Origin of the sequence: Stenotrophomonas sp. YIM B06876, assembly GCF_030711595.1 — a bacterium.
GTDB lineage: Bacteria > Pseudomonadota > Gammaproteobacteria > Xanthomonadales > Xanthomonadaceae > Stenotrophomonas.
The window spans coordinates 112208-135949 of record NZ_JAUJUJ010000001.1; the positions used below are offsets into that span (position 1 = coordinate 112208).

Consider the following 23742-nt stretch of genomic DNA (forward strand, 5'->3'; position numbering starts at 1 on the left):
CGCCAGCGTCACCCGACCTGGAACGGCGATGCGAACCTGCCTGATCCTCGTGCTTTGCCTGGTTTCGGCTACACCAGCGGCATTGGCCTGCTTGCCCCCGCCGCCGAGCGCGCGGACCTTTGCAGACGCGCTGAAGACGTCCACGTCCACGTTCGTGTTTCGGCTGGACAGCGCGACCTATGTCCGCCAGCAGCTGGGAAGCAGTGTTTATACCGAATGGGTCGACGGGGAGATCACGGTGATCCAGACCCTGCACGGCAATCCCACCGGCTACCGCACACTGCGCTTCTATAGCGGCTGGTGCGGTGGCGTTAACCTGGTGGTAGGCCATCACTACCTGATTGCCACGCATGCCCGAGGCCCGCGGATCGAGCTCGACTTCGACGACCCCTCGTTATTTGACCTCGACGGCTTTTACGACCCGGCACGAAAACAGCGCAACCTGCGCTCGGTCTTTGTACTTCCGGTAATTCAAGCCCTGTACGCCGGCAAGCCCTTACCCGTGCCATTTCCGCCAACGAATATTGCAGCCCGTACAGTGCCGCAACCCGACCCCACACCTACCGCGCCGATAAAGCGCAAGTAGGCGATATCAGTCAGACCGGCAGGCGGCCGACTTCAGCCGAGCAAGCAGGTGCGCAGGGCGTCGTACTGCGGGGCGCAGGGTTCTGCATGGGCCGGGCGCTGCAGCAGTTCGGCCAAGGCCGCCGGCACCGGCACCTCGCGACCGATCAGCGGCTCGACCACCGCTTCGAACTTGGCCGGGTGTGCGGTGGCGGCCACCGCCCAGTCCTGGTCCGCCGCCGCCTCACCACTGGCGCGCAACTGCGCAAGCACGTGGAGGGCGGTGGCAGTATGCGGACAGAACACTTCGCCCTGGTTTTCGAAGCGATGGCGGATGGTGGCGCGGATGGCATCGTCGTCCACCGCGCGCGCGATGAACGCCGCGCGCAGGGCGGCATCGTCACCGCGATAGAACCCGCGCAGCCGTTCGAAATTGCTCGGCGCGCCGACATCCATCGCATTGGCCAGCGTCGCCACACTGGGCATCGGCACGTAGTCGCCCCCGGCGAAATAATCCGGCAGTACCCGGTTGGCATTGGTGGCCAGCACGATGCGTCCCAGCGGCACACCGAGCTGGCGCGCCAGCACCGCCGCCATCGCATTGCCGAGATTGCCGGTGGGAATCACCAGGTTCAGCGGCTTGCCGTGCCGCGCCTGATGCTGGAGCGCGGCATCGGCGTAATAGCCCATCTGCGGCAGCAGGCGGCCCAGGCTGATGCTGTTGGCCGAACTCAGCGGCCGCCGCGCCTGCAGGTCGGCATCGCCGAGCGCCTGCTTGACCATCGCCTGGCAGTCATCGAACGAGCCGGCCACCCGCAGCGCACGGATGTTGCCGCCCAGGCAGCCCAGCTGGTGGGCCTGTCGCGGCGACACGCGCCCGTCCGGATACAGCACCACCACCTGCAACCCCGGCTGGCGATGGAACGCGGCGGCCACGGCGGCGCCGGTATCGCCGGAGGTGGCGACCACGACCGTCAGCGGCCGGCCGTTGCCGCCCCGCAAGCGCGACAGGCTGGCGGCGAGGAAGCGGGCGCCGAAATCCTTGAATGCGGCGGTCGGGCCGTGGAACAGTTCCAGCACGTGGTCGCCGGGGGTCGCCAGTGGCCGCAGCGGCGCCGGGAAATCGAACGCCTCGCTGCAGATCGCGGGCAGCTCGCCTGCAAGCACATCGCCCGCAAAGAACGGCTGCAGCAGCGTGGCGGCGGTCTGCGCCAGCGAAGCGCCCGGTTGCAGCGCGCGCGCCGGCGGCATCTGTTCGGGCACATACAGGCCGCCATCGGGGGCGAGCCCGGCGGCGATGGCCTGGCTGAGCGTGGCGACAGGGGCGTTGCCGCGGGTGGAAATGAAGTTCATGGCACTCCGTGGGAAAACGGATCGGGGCAAGGGGGCCATCACAGCAGCCGCGCGGCGGGCGAATTGAGCGGCGATACCCAGCCCTGGCTGTCGAATCCGGCGGCGGCGAACGCCGACTGCACCGGCGCCCGTGCGGCCAAGGCGGCAGCGCCGGTTTCAAACCAGCCGAACACGCTGGGCCCGGCGCCAGAGATGCTGGCGCCCATCGCTCCGGCTTCCAGCAGCGCACACTTGGCGGCGGCAAATCCGCCAATCAACGGTGCCCGCCGCGGTTCGACCAGCACATCGGCCAGGCCCGCGCGTACCAGCGCCGCGTCGGCGCTGTGGCAGCCGGTCAGCACCAGCGCCAGGTTGGCGCTCTGCGCGACAAATTCCTGCAGCGCGTAACTGCCCTGCAATGCCACGCGGGCGCGGCGGGTTTCCAGCACCGCGTCCGGATGCACCAGCAGGCTGTGCCAGGCGTCCGGCACCGGGATGCGGATGATCCGCTCGGCCGTGGCCAGCACCAGCCCGCCCAGCAGCATCGGCCCGAGGTTGTCGCCATGCCGCCCGCCACTGGCCACCGCCTCGCCCGCCAGCGCGAATGGATACAGCACCTCGCGCGCGAGCGGCTGCTCCAGCAAGGCATTGGCGGCCACCAGCGCCGCCACGCACGAGGCCGCCGAACCGCCCATGCCCGACCCCAGCGCAATGCCCTTGTCGATTTCAATCTCGAATCCGAACGGCAGCTGCAACGCCTCGCGCAGCGCGATCAACGCCGCCCCGGCGGTATTGGCCGGTGCATCCAACGGCAGGTCCACGGTAGTGCCGCGGATGGCTGAGATGCGCACTTCCAGCGCATCGATGCGGCGCACCGCCACGGTATCGCCGACCCCGGCAATGGCATGGCCGAGAATGTCGAACCCCACCGCGACATTGCCGACCGATGCCGGTGAAAACGCCCGGATCCAGCCGCTCACAGTCGCGCCCCTTCACCGGCGGCGACCCGCAGTACGTCGGCAAAAACACCGGCGGCGGTGACCTCCGGACCGGCACCCGGGCCCTGCACCACCAGCGGGTTGTCGCAGTACCGGCGGGTGGTGAACTGGACCACGTTGTCGGTCAGGCGCAGGTTGGCGAAGGCGTGATCGGCCGGCAGTTCCACCAGGCCGACACTGGGTGCCAGCGTCGGCGACAGTTGCGCGACATAGCGCAGCACATTGCCGCGCGATCTGGCCCCAGCCAGGCGCCGGGCCAACGCCGCATCCATCCGGGACAGCTGATCCATGAACGCCTCCACGCTGTTCTGCCGCAGCGATGCCGGCACCAGGCTTTCCACGCTCACGTCCTGCAGGCTCAATTCGCGCCCGGCCTCGCGCGCCAGGATCACCAGCTTGCGCGCCACATCCACGCCGGACAGATCATCGCGCGGGTCCGGTTCGGTATACACCATCGCCCGCGCCTGGGTGACCAGTGCCGAGAACGGGACGCTGCCATCGTACTTGTTGAACAGCCATGCCAGCGTGCCGGAGAAGATGCCGGCAATCGCGGTGACTTCATCGCCGGTATCGACCAGATCGCGCAGCGTGGTGATGACCGGCAAACCGGCCCCGACCGTGGCCTCGTAGCGGAACCGCGCGCCGCTGCCCTGCGCTGCCGCGTGGATGGCCTGGTAGCGATCCAGCGGCCCGGCGCCGGCCTGCTTGTTCGGTGTGACCACATGGATGCCCGCCGCCAGCCACGCCGCATAGTGATCGGCCACCTCACTGCTGCCACTGCAGTCGATGATCAGGCTGTGCGGCAACCGCGCCGACAGCAGATGCGCGGTGAACCGCTCCAGATCCGCCGGCTGGCTGGCTGCCGAATCGAAGGCCGGCTTCCAGTCATCCTGCAATCCGCGCTGATCGAGCAGCATGCGGCTGCGCGAGGCGACCGCGCGCAGGCGCAGATCCAGCCTGGCCTTGGCCAGCAACTGCGGCTGGGCGAGGCGCAACTGCTGCAGCAGCGCCGCACCGACATTGCCCGGTCCGATCACCCCGACCGAGAAGGTCTGTGGCGACAGCCAGAAGCCGGCATGCGCCGCGCGCAGCGCCTTGGTGGCGTCGTGGCTGTCGATCGCCACCGAGATGTTGCGCTCGGACGAGCCCTGCGCGATCGCCAGGATGTTGACCTGCGCCCGCCCCAGCGATTCAAACAGGCGCGCGGCCACGCCCGGCTGCCCGGCCATGCCGTCGCCCACCGCCGCCAGCACGCTGATGCCGGGCGTCAGCTGCACCCGCTGCACCTGGCCCAGCGCCAGCTCATGGGCGAAGGCCTGCAGCAGGGAATCCCGCGCGCGGGTCGATTCGGCCTGCTTGATCACGCAGCAGATCGAATGCTCCGAGGAGCCCTGGGAAATCATCACCACCGACACCTGCGCGTTGCGCAATGCGGCGAACACCCGCTCGGCGGTACCCGGCACGCCGATCAGGCCGGTGCCTTCCAGGTTCAGCACCGCCAGATCCGGACTCAGGGTCAGCCCCTTGATCGGCCCGCTGCTGGCACTGCTGGCGGTGATGCGGGTGCCCGGATGATCGGGATGGAAGGTGTTGCGGATGATGATCGGCAGACCGCGCGCGATCGCCGGCGACATCGTCTGCGGATGCACCACCTTGGCGCCGAAATAGGCCAGCTCGCAGGCCTCGTCATAACTGAGGGTGCCCAGCTGCACCGCCTCGGGCACGATGCGCGGATCGGCCGACAGCACGCCATCGACATCGGTCCAGATATGCAGCTCGTCGGCATTGAACAGCGCAGCGAAGATCGCACCGGAAAAATCACTGCCATTGCGGCCCAGCGTGGTGACGTGATCGTCGCGGTCGCGGGCGACAAAGCCGGTGACCACCACCCGTTTCTGCGGATGCTGCCGCCGCCATGTGGCCAGCCGTTGCGCGCTCAGCGCCCAGTCCACATCCACGCCCAGTTCGCCATGGCCGACCACCAGCACTTCACGCGCATCCAGCACCGCGCAGTCCTCGCCGAGCGCCTGCAGGTGGTGGCCGAGCAGATGCGCGGAAAACACCTCCCCCAGCCCCTGCACCCGGTCCCGCACCTCGCGCGGCAGCTCGCCGATCACCGCCAGCGCGCCGAGGATTTCAGCCAGATGGTCGAAGCGCGCATCCAGCCATTCCACCGTGGCGCCGGCATGCTCGCCCAGCAGCGATGCCGCCGCAGCGCCATGGCGGGCGCGGATGTCATGCCAGTGATCCCGCCAGTCGGCCTGGTTGCAGGCGGCCCGTTCAGCCAGGGTGATCAGCGCATCGGTGACGCCTTTCATCGCCGACACCACAGCAACCTGCATGTGCTCGTCGCGGGCCAGCAGCAATTGCGCGACGTGGCGGTAGCGATCGGCATCGGCCAGCGAGGTACCGCCAAACTTGTGCACCAGCGTGCGCGGCGCGGCAACGGGAGCCTCGGCGACCACGGGGTTTGCAGCAGCAACAGACGACATCGGATGGAACCTCGGCTGGAGGCCCCGGACACGTATCAGCGAATGAGGGTGTTCCCGCATCCTGATCCGGGTGCGGGGCCGTGGTTTTCGGAAATTACGCGAAGACGACGGCCCGCACCGGGCGAGTGGTGACGGTAATGATGGTGGTGATGGTGAATGCAGCCGCGCGGCACGCCGGCAGCCCGCTGGCGGGCGGCAGATCGGGCAGTGCAAGCGTCTGGACGGCATTCATGGATCTAGAGGACACCAGCGGCGAAGCCACTGTCAAGTGTTGCGGCGCAAAAGATCCGGAGTAGACATCGTCTGCGAACATGTAATTAAAAGTTGCAAATGTCATCAACTTCGAACATCGCGCATCTGGCGAGGATCGGGCGGCAAAATCAGGCCGGTCCGCTACGCGGGCCCATTGATGGCCACTCATGGCCCCCGCCCGTGGCGACCTTCCAATCCACAGCCCGGGCAGGGCCCGCTGCGCGGGATCAGCCGCCCGGCACCGGTGCCAACCCCGCCACCGGCCGGTGCGCCAGCGCACACAGCATCACCCCACCCACCAGCAAGCCCACCGCCAGCAGCTCCAGGCCGGTGGGCCAACGCTGTTGCCACACAAAGCCGTAAAGCAGCGCGAACAGGGTTTCAAAAACAATCATCTGCCCGCTCAATGTAAGCGGCAGCAGGCGGCTGGCCCGGTTCCAGCAGGCATTGCCCAGGATCGAGGCGAATACCGCCACGGCCGCCGCCACCGCCCAGAACCCCCACCATTGCGACGCGCTGTGCGCCGGGCCAGCGCTGAACGCCCACGGCACCAGCAGCAATGCCAGCCCGCCGGTCGCCACCCCGGTCAGCAACGACCAGTCATGGCCGGAGATGTCGGAACACCGCCCCAGCCACCGTGAATTGCCCACCGAATACAGGGTCCACGCGACCAGTGCCCCCACCGCGCACAGCAGTCCCAGCAGACGCCCGGCCATGGTGCCGCCGGCCTGTGACCCGGCCAATGCCGCATAACCCATCAATCCGACCCCGGCAACGCACAGGACCAGCGACGGCGCCAGCCGGGCCAGCGGCACAGCCCCGGCCTCGCGCGCGCCCACCACCGCCACCAAAACCGGCACCATGCCGACGATCAACGAGGCGGCCGCGCCTCCACTCAATTGCACGGCCATCGCCAGCAGCACGAAATACACCAGATTGCCGAGCAGACTCAGCCAGGTCAGCGCTCCCCATTCCTGCCGCCCCACCCTGGCCCTGAGCGCCGGCCAGCGCGGCGCCAGCAACAGCAGCGCGAGGGCGCCATAGATCAGATAACGGGCAGCGGCCAATTGCACCGGCGAAAAACCGGACAGCACCGCAGGCGCCAGGAACACCAGCCCCCAAAGCGCGCCCGCGGCCACGCCATTGGCGGTGCCATTCCACATCCGCCGCGTCACCCCTCCATCCTGTCGGTCCGGAACCGGCCGCCAGCCCTCCGCCGGCGGCCTTGCGTGTGCATCGGCCACCACGCAGCGCATCGTGAATACGGCGGCCATTGGCGCGCGGGTACGCCAGGCAGGCATGGCAGATCGATCGGGATCATGGGAGGCGACGCGACATCAACATCAGGCACAAGGAAGAAAACCCGCCGCGCACAACTGGGAACATGATCCGCGGGCGGCGAAGCGCAATTTTAGCCCACCCTTGCGCAGCGATCAGCCGATGCCAACCGCGAAGCCACAACAGAGGCCTCTTCAGCCGGCAAACAGGAAGGCCCCGCATCCTGCCGGGGCCTGCGGCCCGGTCGAGACACCCCGCACGGTTGCCGGCAGCGATGCAGCGCCCCGGGTCGGAGCGGTCCTGGTGTCGATCACGAAACGATCCTTGTCGTCGCTTCCCAGCATCCGCCCGTAGGCCTGGCTGATGTCCTGCATCACAACCATTTCGACGAAGCAGCGCCCCGCCTTGCGCTAGGCTGCGGCTTCAAACCAAACAACCCGAATGGAGGGCGAGATGGAAAACGGATTGCTGGAAGACATCAGGGCGCTGCTGATCGGCAAGCGAGCCAGAGAGGTTCGGATCAACCTGCAAAAGGCGCAGTCCGACGACGACATCGAGGAGATCGAGATCGAAGGCGAGATTCATCGGGTGCTGACCCATGAAGCCGGAATGCGCTCAGCCGTGAGGGAACTGCAGGACAACAGGAAGTTCATCGCCGAACTTCTCAAGAGCTGACGGAGCCACGGGGGGCGCTGTCGAGGTACAGGCGCGGCGTCCTCATCTTCCCGGCCACAGGCAAACGCTTCCACATCGCCAACCGTGCTGCAGCGCGCGTGGGGCACGCCCTTTTTGAAGCGAATGCGACCCCACTGGCGAGGGATGAAGCAGCAGCCGGAGGCTCCGGCCATGACGGCGGCAGCAGGGAAATGCCAGGCTGAAAGTGGTGGAATCGGCCAAACGCCCACGATCACCGCCTCGCAAGCTGTTGATTCTGGTGACCCCGGCCCGATTCGAACGGGCGACCTTCCCCTTAGGAGGGGGACGCTCTATCCAGCTGAGCTACGGGGCCAAGCCGGCATTGTCGCATGCGCGCCGCATTTGCCGCACCCTGCGGGTACCAGCGGCAACAGGGGTTGTCCCTCCCTCTCTGCTAAAATCGGGCCTCTGCATGCCGCCTCCCACAGATGCCAGCGGCTGCGTCCTACAACGCAAAGCAATCAGGAGATTTCATGTCCTTTGAACTGCTCAAGGCGCTCGGCCTCGACGCTTCCAACGCTGGCACCTATCTGGGCAACGGTCAGTGGTCCTCGGCCACCGGCGCAGGAGTGATCACCCCGCAGAATCCGGCCACCGGCGAGGTGATCGCCGAAGTCCAGGCCACCACCGAGGCCGATTACGAAACCGTGATCGCCCGCGCGCAGGAAGCCTTCAAGGTATGGCGCACCACGCCGGCCCCGCGCCGCGGCGAAGCCGTGCGCCTGTGCGGCGAAGCGCTGCGCAAGCATAAGGACGCACTGGGTTCGCTGGTCGCACTGGAAATGGGCAAGTCCAAGCCCGAGGGCGACGGCGAAGTGCAGGAGATGATCGACATCGCCGACTTCGCGCTGGGCCAGAGCCGCATGCTGTACGGCTACACCATGCACTCCGAGCGCCCCGGCCACCGCATGTACGAGCAGTACCAGCCGCTGGGCCTGGTCGGCATCATCTCGGCGTTCAACTTCCCGGTCGCGGTGTGGGCCTGGAACTCGTTCCTGGCGGCGATCTGCGGCGATATCTGCATCTGGAAACCGTCCAACAAGACTCCGCTGACCGCCATCGCCTCGATGAAGATCTGCAACGAGGCACTGAAGGACGCCGGCTTCCCGGACCTGTTCTTCCTGATCAACGATGCCGGCACCGCGCTGTCGGAAAAGCTGGTCGATGACCGCCGCATTCCGCTGATCAGCTTCACCGGCTCGACCGCCATCGGTCGCGTCGTCGGTGAGCGTGTCGCCCGTCGCCTGGGCCGCAGCCTGCTGGAGCTGGGCGGCAACAACGCCATCATCCTGGACGAGACTGCCGATCTGAAACTGGCTGTGCCGGGCATCGTGTTCGGTGCCGTGGGCACCGCCGGCCAGCGCTGCACCACCACCCGCCGCCTGATCGTGCACGAATCGATCTACGACAACGTGCTGGCCACGCTGGTCAAGGCGTACAAGCAGGTCGAAGGCAAGATCGGCGATCCGACCGATCCGGCCAACCTGATGGGCCCGCTCAACAGCGCCGGTGCCGTGGAGCAGTTCCTGGCCTCCATCGCCCAGGCCAAGGCCAGCGGCGGTACCGTTGAAATCGGCGGCACCGCGATCGACCGCCCCGGCCACTTCGTGCTGCCGGCGATCGTCACCGGGCTGAAGAACAGCGATGAGGTCGTCCAGCACGAGACCTTCGCCCCGATCCTGTACGTGATGAAGTACAGCACCCTGGACGAAGCCATCGACATGCAGAACGGCGTGCCGCAGGGCCTGTCTTCGTCGATCTTCACCACCAACCTGAAAACCGCCGAACGTTTCCTGTCGGCGGCCGGTTCGGATTGCGGCATCGCCAACGTCAACATCGGCACCAGCGGTGCCGAGATCGGCGGTGCCTTCGGTGGCGAAAAGGACACCGGCGGCGGCCGCGAATCGGGTTCGGACGCATGGAAGGTGTATATGCGTCGCCAGACCAATACCATCAACTATTCAGACTCGCTGCCGCTGGCCCAGGGCATCAAGTTCGACCTGTGATGGCAGCGGCTCCCGCGCGGGAGCCGCCGGATACAGCGGACGGCTTTCGGCCGTCCGTTTTCCACATCTGAAAAGCCGGTTGCGCCAGTGCCACGGCAACCCCACCCCTACAAGGAGTTCCCCGATGAGCCTGCCCCCTCCACGACAGACCAGCAGCTATGCGGTGATCAGCCTGGTCGCCGGCATTCTGGGCTGGACCCTGCTGCCATTCCTCGGCAGCCTGGGCGCCATCATTTTCGGCCACATGGCGCGCGGTGAAATCCGCCGCAGCAATGGCCAGCTGGATGGCGACGGACTGGCGGTCACCGGTCTGGTGCTGGGCTGGGTGTCGGTGGCGCTGTGGGTGCTGGCCATCCTGGCCTTCCTGGCCTTCATCCTGTTCTTTGGCGGCCTGGCGTGGCTGGCCGCGGTCAACAGCTGAAGCCATGAGCGCCCTGTCCTTCAGCGAACCCCGTCGCAGCTGGTCCGGATCGTTGCGGCGCTCCGTGGCCAGGGCCATGTCGATAGTGAATATCCAACCTGCGCCGTTGCCGGCATGCTGAGCTGAGCCAATGTACTCATTAGCCCGCCCCCTGCTGTTCACCCTGGATGCCGAACGTGCGCACGGCCTCGGTCTGTCCGCACTGGAACTGGCCTACCGTACCGGCACCACGCCACTGCTGGCCAGCCGGCTCAAGCCGCTGCCCTCGCGGGTGTTCGGTCTGGACTTCCCCAACCCGGTGGGATTGGCCGCAGGCCTGGACAAGAACGGCGAACATGTCGAAGCGCTGTTCGCGCTGGGTTTCGGCTTTGTCGAGATCGGGACCGTCACCCCGCGCGCGCAGGAGGGCAATCCGCGGCCACGCCTGTTCCGCCTGCCCCGCCATAACGCCATCATCAACCGCATGGGTTTCAACAACCTTGGCGTGGATGCGCTGGTGAAGAACGTCGAGCGCGTACAGCGCCGGGCCGGACCACTGGGCATCAACATCGGCAAGAACAAGGACACCGCCAATGAAGATGCGCTGTCGGACTACGTGCACTGCATGGAGCGGGTGTATCCGCTGGCCGACTACATCACCGTGAACATCTCCTCGCCCAACACCGCCGGCCTGCGCGAGCTGCAGGAGGAACAGGCGCTGCGGCAGCTGGTGGGGGGATTACGCGAATGCCAGGAACAGCTGGCCGCCAAACATGGCCGGCGTGTACCGATGCTGGTCAAGATCGCCCCGGACCTGAACGACCGCGACATCGAGGCCGCCGCGCGCGTGCTGTCCGAGCTTGCGGTCGATGGCGTGATTGCCACCAACACCACGGTTGACCGCCAGGCGGTGGAAGGCGACCCGCACGCGAAGGAGATGGGCGGGCTGTCCGGCGCTCCGCTGCTGGGCCAGTCGACCCTGGTGCTGCGCCGCATGCGCGCGCGCCTGGCCGAGAGCATCCCGCTGATCGGGGTCGGTGGCATCCTTTCCGGTGCCGATGCGGTAGCCAAGACCTCGGCCGGCGCGGCACTGGTGCAGTGCTACAGCGGCCTGATCTTCCGCGGCCCGGCATTGATTGGCGAGTGCGTGGCGGCGATCCGGCGGCGGCGTGAATCGCCCAGCGGCGGAGCACCGGCTCCACTATGAGTGATGTCCGCCGCTGGTCACTGACCGAAAATGCGCCGCTGCAAACCCTCAACACCTTCCACGTGGCCGCCACCGCGCCGCGCCTGCTGCAGGTGTTCGACCCGCACGTGCTGCCCGAGGCCCTGGCCGCCGTCAGCGGCCGCCCGCTGCTGGTACTGGGCAGTGGCAGCAACGTGCTGATTGCCGCCGATCCGGACGCCACCGTGCTGGTCTTCGGCAACGAGGACATCCGCATCCTTGAGCATCGCGCCGACCATGCCCTTGTCCGCGCCGGCGCCGGCGTGAACTGGCACCAGCTGGTGATGTGGTCGCTGACGGAAGGCCTGTCCGGCCTGGAGAACCTGGCCTTGATTCCCGGCACCGTCGGCGCGGCCCCGATCCAGAACATCGGCGCCTACGGCGTGCAGGTGGACGAATTCATCCATGCCGTCGACGCCTGGGATACCGCCGAGCAGGCATTTGTGCGTTTTGAACCGGCGCAGTGCCGGTTCGGCTATCGCGACAGCCTGTTCAAACAGCGGCCAGACCGTTACCTGATTACTGCCGTGGAACTGCGGCTGCCGTTCCTGCACAGCCTGCGCATGGAATATGCCGGCATCCATGAGGAGCTGGAGACAATGGGCGTGGAGCTTCCCGGCGCCGCCGACGTGGCCAATGCGGTGATCAGCATCCGCCGCCGCAAACTGCCCGACCCGGACGTGCTCGGCAATGCCGGCAGCTTCTTCAAGAATCCGATCCTGCCAGGCGAGCAGGTCGAGGTGTTGCGTCGGCACTTCCCGCAGCTGCCGGTGTTTCCCGCCGGCGATGACAGCCTGCGCAAGGTCTCGGCCGCGTGGATGATCGAATCGTGCGGCTGGAAAGGCCACCGCGAGGGCGATGCCGGGGTCGCGCCCAGCCATGCGCTGGTACTGGTCAATCACGGCAATGCGACCGGAGCCGAACTGCTGGCCCTGGCGCGCAAGGTCTCCGCCTCGGTCCGGGAGAAATTCGGCGTTGCCATCGAACCGGAGCCGCGCCTGATCGGCGCACAGTGGTGAGCCCGGCCACGCATCTGCCCTCCAACGACGCCCTGCGTGCCGCCCTGCTGATGCTGGGCAGCACCATGGCCTTCGGCATCATGGCCGTGGCCATCCGCCTGGCGACCGCCCATGTGCCAACCCAGGAAGTGGCGTTTTTCCGCAATGCGTTCGGCCTGCTCGCGATGGTGCCGATGCTGCTGCGTCCGGGCAATGCACCGCTGCGCACGCAGCAGCTGCCGCGTTACTTCGTGCGCAGCGCCATCGGCCTGGGCTCCATGCTTTGCGGCTTCTGGGCGGTCGGCCATCTGCCGCTGTCGCAGGCGGTGTCGCTGTCCTATTCCACCCCGCTGTTCGTCACCATCGCCGCGGTGCTGTGGCTGGGCGAAATCGTGCGCGCGCGGCGCTGGGCGGCGGTCATCTGCGGCTTTATCGGCGTGCTGATCATCGTGCGCCCGGGCCAGGCCGGCTTCGAGGCCGGCACCCTGGTCGCGGTGCTGGGCGCCCTGCTCAGCGCCGTGGTGGCGATCCAGATCAAACAGCTCACCCGTACCGATGGTGCCGACACGGTGGTGTTCTACACCTATGTGTTCTGGGTGCCGATGTCGCTGGTGCCGGCACTGTTTGTCTGGACCTGGCCTGCCGGCATCGCCTGGCTGTGGCTGGCCGCCACCGGCGTGTTCGGCACCCTCGGGCAGCTGCTGTGGACCCGCGCCCTGCGCCTGGGCGAAGTATCGGCACTGACCCCGATCAGCTTCATGCAGTTGCCGCTGGTGGCCATGTTCGGCTGGCTTCTGTTTGGCGAGACGCTGGACCGCTGGACCGTGATCGGCGCCTGCATCATCCTTGGGTCCAATGCCTACATCGCCCACCGCGAAGCGGTGCTGAAGCGCCGGGCGGCCTCGCAGGCGCCATGTGCCACCGGCAAGGTCACCGAATAGCCGTCGGCCGGCCTGAAGCAACTGCACTGGCAACGCATTAGACAGAGACAGCCACGCTCAGGTTGTGCGCGAAGGCGAACTCCAGTGGCATAGAGAATGCATCGGCCATCGGACAGCGCCGATGGCGAGCATGGTGCCTTCAACCCCCTCCTTTGGGGGAACCGGCCCTGCGGGCCATCCCGCCGCAGGAAATATCACTGCATCATCCGCACACGCGGTTGCGCCCGCTGCGTTTGGCCTGGTAGAGCAGCGCGTCGGCGCGGTTGAGGAGTTTTTCGTGATGGGTCAGCCCCACGCGATCGGCCACACCCATGCTCACGCTCATCGTGAATCCCGGGGCAAAGCCGGAGGTATCGATGGCGGCCACCGCCTGGCGCAACCTTTCACAGCGCGCCAGCGCCTGTTCGCGTGCAAGGCCGGGAAACAGCAGCGCGAACTCCTCGCCGCCCCAGCGCGCAGCAAGCACGCCGTCGCCAGCATGTGCGCGGATCGTGGCTGCAGCGGCGCGCAGTGCCGCATCGCCGGCGGTGTGCGAATACCCATCGTTGATGCGCTTGAAATAATCCAGGTCGGCCATGGCCAGGGTCAGCGGCGTGCCCTCCTTCGCAGCTCTGTCAAAGTCGCGCGCAAGGGCTTCGTCAAAGGCACGCCGGTTCATCAGCCCGGTGAGCGCGTCCTCGCGCGCCTGCCGCTCGAACGCGCCGGCCTGGACGCGCAGAGCACGGGTACGCTGCTCCACCTGCGTGCTGAGCTGGCGCCTGGCCGCCTGCAGCGCATGCACGCGCCAGCGATAGAAACCATACAGCGCCAGCAGCGCCAGCGCCGCCAGCCCAAGCCGGAAATCGCTGCGCTGCACCAGCCGGGGCTGGACGTGCAACGCGATGCGCGCTTCCTCGCGGCTCCAGCCGCCATTGGGATGCGCGGCGGATACGCGGAATACGTAATCGCCGGGTTCGAGGTTGGTGAACTGCGCAAACCGCAGTGAGCCGCGTTCGACCCAATCCGAATCGAAGCCATCGAGCCGGTAGCGATAGCGGATTTTCCTCGGAATCAGATAGCTCAAGCCTGCGAAGTGCAGCTCCAGCTTGCGCGTGCCCGGTGGCAGGCGAAGTGCGGCTTGCAGCGGCGTGGGGCGATCATCCACGCGCACCTCTTCAATCACCACTGGCGGTGGCGTGCGGGTGAGTTCGTGGATGCGGCCCGGCGCCGTCATCGCCAGTCCACCGGCGGTGGCGAACCAGAGCTTTCCATCCGTTGTGCGCCACGCCGCCGGCCCGGAATTGCCGTTGTTCTGTGCGCTCACCAGGCCGTCGCCCTCGTCGAACCACTCCACGTCCAGGTCCGATTGCCGGCCATCGGCTACGGCGTCCAGATCGTGTCGTGCCACCCGCAGCATGCCGCGATTGGAGGTGAGCCAGAACCGGTCTTCGCCGTCTTCCAGCACCTGGAAGATCTTGGCCACCGGCAATCCCTGCCCTGTGCCGATCAGGCGCATGTGTCCGTCGCGGCGGCGGATGACTCCCTGATTGGTCGCCAGCCAGAGCGTGCCGTCTTCGGTTTCGTGCAGGCCGAATACGTTGCTGGCACCGAAATCGCGCAGCGAATAAGCGCGGACATGCTCGCCTTCGATCTGTGCCAGCCCGTTGGAGGTGCCGACCCACAGCGCGCCGTGACGATCCTCGTGCAGCGCGATGATGAAGTCACTGGGCATGCCCTGGGCCATGGTGTAGTGCCGCACACCCCGCGCATCGACCCGGTTCAGCCCGCGCGAGGTGCCGATCCAGAGCGTGCCGTCAGCGCTTTCCAGCAGGGCGCGCACCTGATTGCCGGTCAGGCCGCTGCGGCTGTCGAGGTGGCGGCGCACGCGACCGTCCCACAGCGCCGCGCCATGACTGTAGGTGCCAACCCAGACACCGCCCGCGCGCGACCTGGCGAGACTGAGCAGGGAATCGCCAGGCAGGCCGGCGCGGCTGCCGGCTGCGCTGAAACGACCCTTGCGCAGCCAGCCCAGGCCATCGCTGGTAGCGATCCAGAGGGTGCCCTGCGTATCGGCCAGCACGCTGCGCACATAGGCGTTGGGCAGCCCATCCTGCAGGCCGAAGGTGCTGAAGGGCGCATCGCGCAGGCGCAGGAGTCCGCCATTGGTACCGACCCACAGGCTGCTTTCGCGATCCTGCCAGAGTGCGGAAACCTGTTCGTTGGGCAGACCGTTGGCGGTGCCGATCCGTTCCAGCCCATAGCCCGGGCTGTGCCGGTACAGTCCGGTGACCGTGCCCAGCCAAACCGTGCCGTCGGCTTCCACCATCATGCGGGTCACGTTGGAGGACGGCATGTCCGGCGCCAGCGGTGCAAACCGTTCGCCGTCCTGCCGCCACGCGCCCTGCTCCATACCCACATGGATGCGGCCATCCGGCCCGGATACCACATTGAACGCCTGTCCGGGCGGCAATCCCTGCGCTGCGCCCAGTGCCGCAAAACGCCCGTTCGAATAGCGCGCCAGCCCGCCCGTGGTGGCGACCCAGAGCGTGCCGTCGTCTGCTTGCAGCATCTTCTGCACGGAATGGCTGGGCAGGCCGGCGCCAACACCGAAACGCGTCATCGCGCCGCTGCTGTCGATGCGCAGTACGCCGCTACCGTGGGTACCCACCCACAGCGCGCCGTCACGGCCCTCCACCAGGTCGATGACCTGATCCTGCGGCAGCGCCTCGCTCCCCGGCCAGGCGCTCCAGCGCCCCGCGTGATAACGCACCACGCCACCGCTCGCCGTCCCCAGCAGCAAGCCGCCATCACGCGCCAACCGCAGGGCCAGCACGCCGCTGTCGCGCAGTTCGGGGATGACATGCTGGTCGAAGAGACGGAAATCGATCCCGTTGTAGCGCACCACGCCTTCCCAGGTGGCGAACCACAGATAGCCGTCCTGCGTCTGTGCGATGCCGTGGATCAGGTTGTGTGGAAGCCCTTCGCGGGTGGTCCACACTTCCTTGAAATAGCCGTCGAGCGGCTTGGACGGCAAGCCCAGTGCCGGCCACGCGTCCAGAAAAAGCAGGCACAGCAACAACACACCGCGCATTCGCTTTCCGTACACGAAACACCGCGCCAGCCCCGGCGCATATCCAGAACGAGAACCCCGATACGCCTTGCTGCGCGGATCAAATCCGCTGCGCGAAGCAAAGGCGTCATGCGGCATCGACTATCACCTGTTCGACCAATAAGAGTCTGGAAAAAATAGCAAAGCCCCCGTCCAACCGCCGGATGCCAACGGACACTGGCCATAGTGATATCGGCCATTGGTCGACATTATTGACGCGGCCACATTGAATCCACCGAGCGCAAGTGCGTTTACACAACAACGCCCCTGACGGGGCGTTGTTGTGCACTGCTGATTCAAGCGCGTTGCGGCGCAGACGCTTGCCACTGCCGGCTCATTCCCACTCGATCGTCGCCGGCGGCTTGCCGGAGATGTCATAGACCACGCGCGAGACGCCGCGCAGCTCGTTGATGATGCGGTTGGAGACGCGGCCGAGAAAGTCGTACGGCAGGTGTGACCAGTGTGCGGTCATGAAGTCGATGGTTTCCACCGCACGCAGCGCGATCACCCACTCGTACGCGCGCGCATCGCCGACCACGCCGACCGACTTCACCGGCAGGAACACCGCGAACGCCTGGCTGGTCTTGTCATACAGATCGGCCTTGCGCAGTTCCTCGATGAAGATCGCATCGGCCTTGGCCAGCAGCTCGGCGTACTCGCGCTTCACCTCGCCGAGGATGCGCACGCCCAGGCCCGGGCCCGGGAACGGATGCCGGTAGACCATGCTGCGGGGCAGCCCGAGCTCGACGCCGAGACGGCGCACTTCGTCCTTGAACAGCTCACGCAGCGGCTCGACCAGGCCCAGCTTCATGTGTTCGGGCAGGCCGCCGACGTTGTGGTGGCTCTTGATGACGTGGGCCTTGCCGGTCTTGCTGCCGGCCGACTCGATCACGTCCGGGTAGATGGTGCCCTGCGCCAGCCACTTGGCGTTGCTGAGCTTGTTGGACTCTTCGTCGAAAATATCGACGAACAGGTTGCCGATGATCTTGCGCTTGGCCTCCGGGTCGACCACGCCTTCGAGCGCGGTGAAATAGCGGTCCGCGGCATTGACGCGGATCACCTTGACGCCCATGTGTTCGGCGAACATCGCCATCACCTGGTCGCCTTCCTGCCAGCGCAGCAGGCCGGTATCGACGAACACGCAGGTCAGCTTGTCGCCGATCGCCTTGTGCAGCAGCGCGGCGACCACCGAGGAGTCGACGCCGCCGGACAGGCCGAGGATCACCTCGTCATCGCCGACCTGCTCGCGCACGCGGGCAATCTGGTCCTCGATGATGTTGGCCGCCGTCCACAACGTGGCGCAGCCGCAGATCCCGGTGACAAAGCGCTTGAGCAGCGCCGAGCCCTGCCTGGTGTGCGTGACTTCCGGGTGGAACTGCACGCCGTACCAGCGCTTGTCCTCGTTGGCCATCGCCGCCACCGGAATCCGATCGGTGACCGCGGTGATCACGAAGCCCGGCGGCGCCTGCGACACGTGGTCGCCGTGGCTCATCCACACATCCAGACGCGGCTCACCGGCGTGGTCGGACAGGCCACCCAGCAGCGCATCGTTGCCCAGCAGCGTCACTTCGGCATGGCCGAACTCGCGCTGGTCCGCCGCTTCGGTGGCACCGCCCAGCTGCGCGGCCAGGGTCTGCATGCCGTAGCAGATGCCCAGGATCGGCAGGCCGCTGTCGAACACCTGCTGCGGCGCGGCGGGCGCGTCCGCCAGTGTGGTCGATTCCGGGCCACCGGACAGGATGATGCCCTTGGCGCCGAAGGCGGCGATCTCGTCAGGATCGTGGTCCCACGCCCAGATTTCGCAATACACGCCGAACTCGCGGATGCGGCGGGCGATCAGCTGCGTGTACTGCGCGCCGAAATCGAGGATGAGGATCTTGTCGTTATGGATGTTGGTCATGTCGCCAATGCAGGTGCAAGTCGGGAAACGGATGGCGGATACGAAAAGAGGGACACGCGAACGTCTCCCTCTTTGCGTTCGGACTGGATCAGCCCATTCTGTAGTTCGGTGGTTCCTTGGTGATCTGCACGTCGTGGACGTGGCTCTCACGCTGGCCGGCACCGCTGATCTTCACAAACTTCGGCTGGGTGCGCATTTCCTCGATGGTGCCGCAACCCACGTAGCCCATCGTGGCGCGCAGGCCGCCCATCAGCTGATGGACGATGCCACCGACCGGACCACGGTACGGCACGCGGCCTTCGATGCCCTCGGGCACCAGCTTGTCGGCATCGGCCGAATCCTGGAAGTAGCGATCCTTGCTGCCCTTTTCCATCGCCGCCAGCGAACCCATGCCGCGGTAGCTCTTGTAGCTGCGGCCCTGGAACAGTTCGGTTTCGCCCGGCGATTCCTCGGTACCGGCGAACAGGCCACCGATCATCACCGTGGAGGCACCGGCGGCCAGCGCCTTGCCGATATCGCCCGAATAGCGGATGCCGCCATCGGCGATCAGCGGGATGCGGTCCTGCAGCGCTTCGGCCACCAGGTCGATGGCGGTGATCTGCGGCACGCCCACGCCTGCCACCACGCGCGTGGTGCAGATCGAGCCCGGGCCGATGCCGACCTTGACGCCATCGGCGCCGCAGTCGAGCAGCGCCAGCGCCGCATCACCGGTACAGATGTTGCCGCCGATGACCTGCACGCCCGGGAAGTTCTTCTTCACCCAGCGCACGCGGTCCAGCACGCCCTGCGAGTGGCCGTGCGCGGTATCCACCACCAGCACGTCAACACCCGCCGCGACCAGCGCCTCGACACGGCGCTCGGTATCACCGCCCACGCCTACCGCGGCGCCGACCAGCAAACGGGTCGAGGCGTCCTTGGCGGCGTTGGGGTTGTCGGTCTTCTTCTGGATGTCCTTGACCGTGATCAGGCCGCGCAGTTCAAACGCATCGTTGACCACCAGCACCTTTTCGATGCGGTTCCTGTGCAGCAGCTGCAGCACTTCGACCGAGGCGGCGCCTTCCTTGACCGTGATCAGGCGATCCTTCTTGGTCATGATGTGGCGGACCGGATCGTCGAGTTCAGTCTCGAAGCGCATGTCACGGTGGGTGACGATGCCGGCCAGCTGGCCGCTGTCGTCCACCACCGGCACCCCGGAAATATTGTGCGCCTGGGTCAGCGCCAGCACGTCGCGGATCGTGGTTTCCGGACCGACCGTGATCGGGTCGCGAATCACGCCGGATTCGAACTTCTTGACCTTGGCCACTTCGGCAGCCTGCTGCTCAAGGGCCAGGTTCTTGTGGATGATGCCGATGCCGCCAATCTGGGCCATCGCTATGGCAAGACGGGCTTCAGTGACGGTATCCATGGCCGCCGAGACAACCGGCAGCTTCAACCGCAGATCGCGCGTCAGGCGCGTCCCGAGATCGACATCCTTGGGCAGGACAATGGAGTGGGCGGGGACGAGCGAAACGTCGTCGTAGGTCAGTGCTTCAGCCTGGATGCGCAGCATCGGCGTGCCCGTTGTGTGGGGAAGCGCGACATTTTACCCTTGTTTGCCCCCCTTTGGCAGGGGGAGGCAGTAGTCCGCTGCGCAAAGCTGCGTTGCAGCCGCGCCGTTGCCCGCAACTGTGGTTCAGCCCGCCGCTTCGGCCGCTTCAATGGTGTTCTGCATCAGCGTGGCCACCGTCATCGGGCCGACCCCACCGGGTACGGGGGTGATCCAGCTGGCGCGCTGGGCGGCGGCGTTGAATCCGACGTCGCCGACCAGGCGGCCGTCATCGAGCCGGTTGATGCCGACATCGATCACCACCGCGCCGGGCTTCACCCATTCACCCGGCACCAGTCCGGGAATACCCACCGCCACCACCAGGATGTCGGCGTTGCGCACTGCCCGCTCCAGCTCCGCGCGCGGGGTGAACTTGTGGCAGCTGGTGACGGTGCAGCCGGCGATCAGCAGTTCCAGCCCCATCGGCCGGCCGACATGGTTGCTGACGCCGACGATGGTGGCGTTGCGACCGCGCACCGGCTGGTCGGTATGCCCCAGCAGCGTGGTGATGCCGCGCGGGGTGCACGGGCGCAGGCCGAACTGGCGCAACACCAGATGGCCGACGTTCTCCGGATGGAAGCCGTCGACATCCTTGCGTGGATCGATCCGCTGGATCAGCCGATTGGCATCGGGAATGCCGGGCAGCGGCAGCTGGATCAGGATGCCGTGGATCTTCGGATCGGCATTGAGCTGGTCGATCAATGCCAGCAGCTGCGCCTCGGTGGTGCCCGCCGGCAGGTCGTAGTCGAACGCCTCGATACCGACCTTCTCGGCCGCGCGGCGCTTGTTGCGCACATACACCGCCGAGGCCGGATCAGCGCCCACCAGCACCACCGCCAACCCGGGGCGCGAGCGACCCGCCGCCAGGCGCGCATCCACGCGCACCTTCAAATCATCCAGCAGTTCCTCGGCAATACGCCGCCCATCGAGGATACGGGAGGTCATGGCGGCATCTGCAGGCAGGGTCATCGGCGTGGGGCTGGGCGGGGGACGCATATTGTCCCCGATTCCCGTGAACCCGACACCCTTTTTGCCCTGCCAGGCGGTATCCCGCGCGGTTGCCGCGACACTCCTGCAGCCCCCATCGCCACCGTCATCCGGTGATGGGCCATGCGGCGACCGCCCACCTGCACCGGGCCCGGCGCCGCGTGGCGAAAATGTGGGCAGTCAAACGCCGCTGGAGCAGAACGCGGCATAGTCGATGTAGCCGGGAAACTCCCGGCCCGGAGCGCACACCGGGCAATCGGGATCGGCCGCGAGCCGGGTCTCGCGAAACCGCATGGACAGCGCATCGAAACGCAGCAGACGCCCGGCCAATGGCTGGCCGATATCCAGCAGCAGCTTCAACACCTCGGTGGCCTGCAGCAGGCCGATAATACCCGGCAACACCCCGAGCACTCCCGCCTCGGAACAGTTGGGCGCGAACTCCGGCGCCGGCGGCTCTGGGAACAGACAGCGATAACAGGGCTGCGCGCCACGATGGCGGCCGGCATCGAACACGCTCACCTGCCCCTCGAAGCGCTGCACCGCGCCATACACCAGCGGCTTGCCCAGCTTCACGCAGGCATCGTTGAGCAGGTAGCGCAACGGGAAGTTGTCCGAACCGTCGAGCACCACATCCACGTCCTGCAACATCACCTCCACATTGCCCGAGGTCACCCGCAGCGGCAGTGCCTCAACGCCCACCCCCGGATTCAGCGCGGCCAGCCGCTCGCGCGCCGAGCTGACCTTGGCGCTGCCCACACTGGCGTCGGTATGCAGGATCTGCCGCTGCAGGTTGCTGCGCTCGACCACGTCGTCATCGACGATGCGCAGATGCCCCACCCCGGCCGCCGCCAGATAGAACGCCGCCGGCGATCCCAGGCCGCCCGCACCGAGCAGCAACACCCGCGATGCCAGCAGACGGCGCTGCCCGTCCACGCCCACCTCCGGCAGCAGCAGATGGCGCGAGTAACGCTGCTGGAAGTCGTGCTCCTCGACGGTCTGCACAGGCTGGACCAACGGCAATCCGCAGTCACGCCAGGCCGTGGTGCCGCCGGCAACCGAAGCGATCCGCACATAACCCGCCGCTGCCAACGCCTGCGCCGCTTGCAGCGAACGCAACCCGCCTTGGCAGATCAGCACAATCTCCGCCGTGGATTCGGGCAGATGCGTCGCCGGCGCGGCCAGCAATTCGGCCTTGGCCACGCCGCGCGAAGCTTCAGCCTGGCCGCTGGCGCGCTCGTGGGCTTCCCGCACGTCGATCAGGATGGCACCGGCCGCCACCCGCTGCCGGGCCTGGGCGGGAGTCAATTCGATAATGTCCATGCATCCATTATCGGCACAATTCCCGGGAGCAGATGTCGATCATTCCTCGGGAATTTTCCCGAGAGAAGGCCAGACGGACGCCTGCATCAAGATCCGGCTGATCGGCTGCCGCAGCCGCCCGCGACGCCTCTCCGGGCGATTCGACATCCAAGGCCGGCGGGTGAAGCGACATCGCTACTGGGGCGCTGCAACCCGATAGCAATCCACTCGCCGCAAAGAAAAAGCCCGCGCAAGGCGCGGGCTTCTCCTGTCACGTCCGCAATACCGCGAACGCGTCAGCGCTTGATGTGCTTGATCAAGCGGCGCTTCTTCGCAACCTGCCGGTCGGTCAGCACATTCTTCTTGCCTTCGAAGGGATTGACTCCCTCGCGGAAGATGAACTGCACTGGCGTGCCCACCAGCTTGAAACGCTTGCGGAAGAAGTTTTCCAGATAGCGTTTGTACGACTCCGGCAATTCCTTCAACCGGGTGCCGTGGACAATGAACGTCGGCGGGTTGGAGCCGCCCGGATGCACGTAACGCAGCTTGGCGACATGGCCACGGACGGCCGGCGGCGGATTGGTTTCATACGCCACCTCCAGCGCCTTGTTGACCTCGCTGGTGCTGAACTCCCTGATGGCCGAGGCATGTGCCTGGTGCACTGCGCGGAACAGCTCGCGCAACCCGGACCCGTGGATGGCCGAAATGCGCACCACCTCGGCCCACGGCACGAAGCTCAGCTTGCGTGCCAGCAGCGCCTCGGCCTGTTCACGCTGGTAATCGGTGAGCCCGTCCCACTTGTTGATCGCCACCACCAATGCGCGCCCGGCGTCGAGCACCGCACCCAGCACGCTGGCGTCCTGGTCGGTGACGCCTTCGGTGGCATCGAGCATCAGCACCGCCACCTGGCAGTGTTCGATCGACTGCAGCGTCTTGACCACGCTGAATTTTTCGACGACCTCTTCCACCCGCCCCTTGCGACGCAGGCCGGCGGTGTCGATCAGCCGGTATTCGCGGCCGTCGCGCTCCATATCCACCGCGATCGAATCGCGCGTGGTACCCGGAACCTCCGAGGCGATCATGCGCTCTTCGCCCAGCAGACGATTGACCAGCGTCGACTTGCCCACGTTGGGCCGGCCGACAAAAGCGATGCGCATACGCTTCGGATCGTTGTCCAGGGTTTCGGTGGTGCCCTCTTCCGGCAACCGTGCGACCACCTCATCGAGCAGGTCATCCAGACCCTGGCGATGGGCGGCCGAGACGGTCAGCATTTCGCTGAAGCCGTAGCGGGAAAACTCCGAACGCACGGCGTCCTCGTTGGTGCCGTCGATCTTGTTGATCAGCAGCAACGTGGGCCGCGACAACTTGCGCAGCCACGCGAGGATTTCGTCGTCCAGTGCCGAGGTTCCCTCGCGGGCATCGACGACAAACAGGATCAGGTCGGCTTCACCGGCGGCAGCACGTGCCTGCCGGGCGGTGGCGCCAGCCAGCCCTTCCTCGTCACCTGCGATACCGCCGGTATCGACGATCAGGAACGGGTTGTCCTCATCGAGGCGACAGACACCGTAATTACGGTCACGGGTAACGCCGGGCTGGTCATGCACCAGTGCATCCCGGGTACGGGTGAAAGCATTGAAAAGGGTGGACTTGCCGACATTCGGCCGTCCGACCAGGGCGACCAAGGGCAGCATCGCGGAACTC

General features: G+C 66.7%; 19 protein-coding genes and 1 tRNA gene. 7 read left to right on the forward strand and 13 right to left on the reverse strand.

All coding sequences use genetic code 11. The annotated features are described in order from the left end of the window. Positions 1-28: 28 nt before the first annotated feature. Positions 29-586, forward strand: coding sequence for a hypothetical protein (locus QZH66_RS00460; RefSeq protein WP_305803980.1), 558 nt, complete (start codon positions 29-31; stop codon positions 584-586). Between the two features lie 32 nt (positions 587-618). Here QZH66_RS00460 and thrC read toward each other — a convergent pair whose 3' ends face one another. The 6 genes from thrC to QZH66_RS00490 form a co-directional block, all read right to left on the reverse strand. Further along, on the reverse strand, positions 619-1917 hold the full coding sequence (gene thrC / locus QZH66_RS00465) for a threonine synthase (protein WP_305803981.1): 1299 nt from the start codon (positions 1915-1917) through the stop codon (positions 619-621). 38 nt (positions 1918-1955) lie between these two features. Further along, a complete protein-coding gene (locus tag QZH66_RS00470; protein WP_305803982.1) occupies positions 1956-2876 on the reverse strand; it encodes a homoserine kinase in 921 nt (306 codons plus the stop codon). After that, positions 2873-5386, reverse strand: a complete 2514-nt coding sequence (gene thrA / locus QZH66_RS00475; protein ID WP_305803983.1) for a bifunctional aspartate kinase/homoserine dehydrogenase I — start codon at positions 5384-5386, stop codon at positions 2873-2875. Before thrA ends, QZH66_RS00470 begins: the two co-directional genes overlap by 4 nt. Before the next feature lie 94 nt (positions 5387-5480). Next, the gene (locus QZH66_RS00480; RefSeq protein WP_305803984.1) at positions 5481-5618 is read right to left on the reverse strand and encodes a hypothetical protein; all 138 of its coding nucleotides are present in this window, start codon (positions 5616-5618) and stop codon (positions 5481-5483) included. 247 nt (positions 5619-5865) lie between these two features. Continuing rightward, on the reverse strand, positions 5866-6813 hold the full coding sequence (locus QZH66_RS00485; protein WP_305803985.1) for a DMT family transporter: 948 nt from the start codon (positions 6811-6813) through the stop codon (positions 5866-5868). A gap of 297 nt (positions 6814-7110) precedes the next feature. After that, positions 7111-7290, reverse strand: coding sequence for a hypothetical protein (locus QZH66_RS00490; protein ID WP_305803986.1), 180 nt, complete (start codon positions 7288-7290; stop codon positions 7111-7113). Between the two features lie 67 nt (positions 7291-7357). Here QZH66_RS00490 and QZH66_RS00495 point away from each other — a divergent pair, with 67 nt between their 5' ends. Further along, positions 7358-7591 carry a hypothetical protein gene (locus QZH66_RS00495; RefSeq protein WP_305803987.1) on the forward strand — a complete coding sequence of 78 codons (234 nt, stop codon included), beginning with the start codon at positions 7358-7360 and terminating at the stop codon, positions 7589-7591. A 257-nt stretch (positions 7592-7848) separates the two neighbouring features. Here QZH66_RS00495 and QZH66_RS00500 read toward each other — a convergent pair. Then, a tRNA-Arg gene (locus QZH66_RS00500) sits at positions 7849-7925 on the reverse strand. 160 nt (positions 7926-8085) lie between these two features. Between QZH66_RS00500 and QZH66_RS00505 the strand changes: the two genes are divergently transcribed. The 5 genes from QZH66_RS00505 (at position 8086) to QZH66_RS00525 (ending at position 13182) form a co-directional block, all read left to right on the forward strand. Next, the gene (locus QZH66_RS00505; RefSeq protein ID WP_305803988.1) at positions 8086-9618 is read left to right on the forward strand and encodes an aldehyde dehydrogenase family protein; all 1533 of its coding nucleotides are present in this window, start codon (positions 8086-8088) and stop codon (positions 9616-9618) included. A 124-nt stretch (positions 9619-9742) separates the two neighbouring features. Continuing rightward, positions 9743-10039, forward strand: a complete 297-nt coding sequence (locus QZH66_RS00510) for a DUF4190 domain-containing protein (protein WP_305803989.1) — start codon at positions 9743-9745, stop codon at positions 10037-10039. Between the two features lie 130 nt (positions 10040-10169). Further along, positions 10170-11225, forward strand: coding sequence for a quinone-dependent dihydroorotate dehydrogenase (locus QZH66_RS00515; protein ID WP_305803990.1), 1056 nt, complete (start codon positions 10170-10172; stop codon positions 11223-11225). Continuing rightward, positions 11222-12262, forward strand: a complete 1041-nt coding sequence (gene murB / locus QZH66_RS00520) for a UDP-N-acetylmuramate dehydrogenase (protein ID WP_305803991.1) — start codon at positions 11222-11224, stop codon at positions 12260-12262. Before QZH66_RS00515 ends, murB begins: the two co-directional genes overlap by 4 nt. A gap of 32 nt (positions 12263-12294) precedes the next feature. Further along, positions 12295-13182, forward strand: coding sequence for a DMT family transporter (locus QZH66_RS00525; RefSeq protein WP_305804105.1), 888 nt, complete (start codon positions 12295-12297; stop codon positions 13180-13182). Positions 13183-13384: 202 nt separating this feature from the next. Here QZH66_RS00525 and QZH66_RS00530 read toward each other — a convergent pair whose 3' ends face one another. The 6 genes from QZH66_RS00530 to der form a co-directional block, all read right to left on the reverse strand. Continuing rightward, positions 13385-16252: a ligand-binding sensor domain-containing diguanylate cyclase gene (locus QZH66_RS00530; RefSeq protein WP_305803992.1), complete on the reverse strand. Its 2868-nt coding sequence runs from the start codon at positions 16250-16252 to the stop codon at positions 13385-13387. A gap of 352 nt (positions 16253-16604) precedes the next feature. Continuing rightward, the gene (gene guaA, locus QZH66_RS00535) at positions 16605-18170 is read right to left on the reverse strand and encodes a glutamine-hydrolyzing GMP synthase (protein WP_305803993.1); all 1566 of its coding nucleotides are present in this window, start codon (positions 18168-18170) and stop codon (positions 16605-16607) included. Positions 18171-18258: 88 nt separating this feature from the next. After that, on the reverse strand, positions 18259-19719 hold the full coding sequence (guaB, locus tag QZH66_RS00540; RefSeq protein WP_305803994.1) for an IMP dehydrogenase: 1461 nt from the start codon (positions 19717-19719) through the stop codon (positions 18259-18261). Between the two features lie 123 nt (positions 19720-19842). Next, the gene (gene folD / locus QZH66_RS00545) at positions 19843-20724 is read right to left on the reverse strand and encodes a bifunctional methylenetetrahydrofolate dehydrogenase/methenyltetrahydrofolate cyclohydrolase FolD (protein ID WP_305803995.1); all 882 of its coding nucleotides are present in this window, start codon (positions 20722-20724) and stop codon (positions 19843-19845) included. Positions 20725-20922: 198 nt separating this feature from the next. After that, entirely contained in the window at positions 20923-22062 is a 1140-nt protein-coding gene (gene moeB / locus QZH66_RS00550; protein WP_305803996.1) for a molybdopterin-synthase adenylyltransferase MoeB, read from the reverse strand. Between the two features lie 275 nt (positions 22063-22337). Continuing rightward, on the reverse strand, positions 22338-23732 hold the full coding sequence (gene der / locus QZH66_RS00555) for a ribosome biogenesis GTPase Der (RefSeq protein ID WP_305803997.1): 1395 nt from the start codon (positions 23730-23732) through the stop codon (positions 22338-22340). Between the last annotated feature and the right edge of the window lie 10 nt (positions 23733-23742).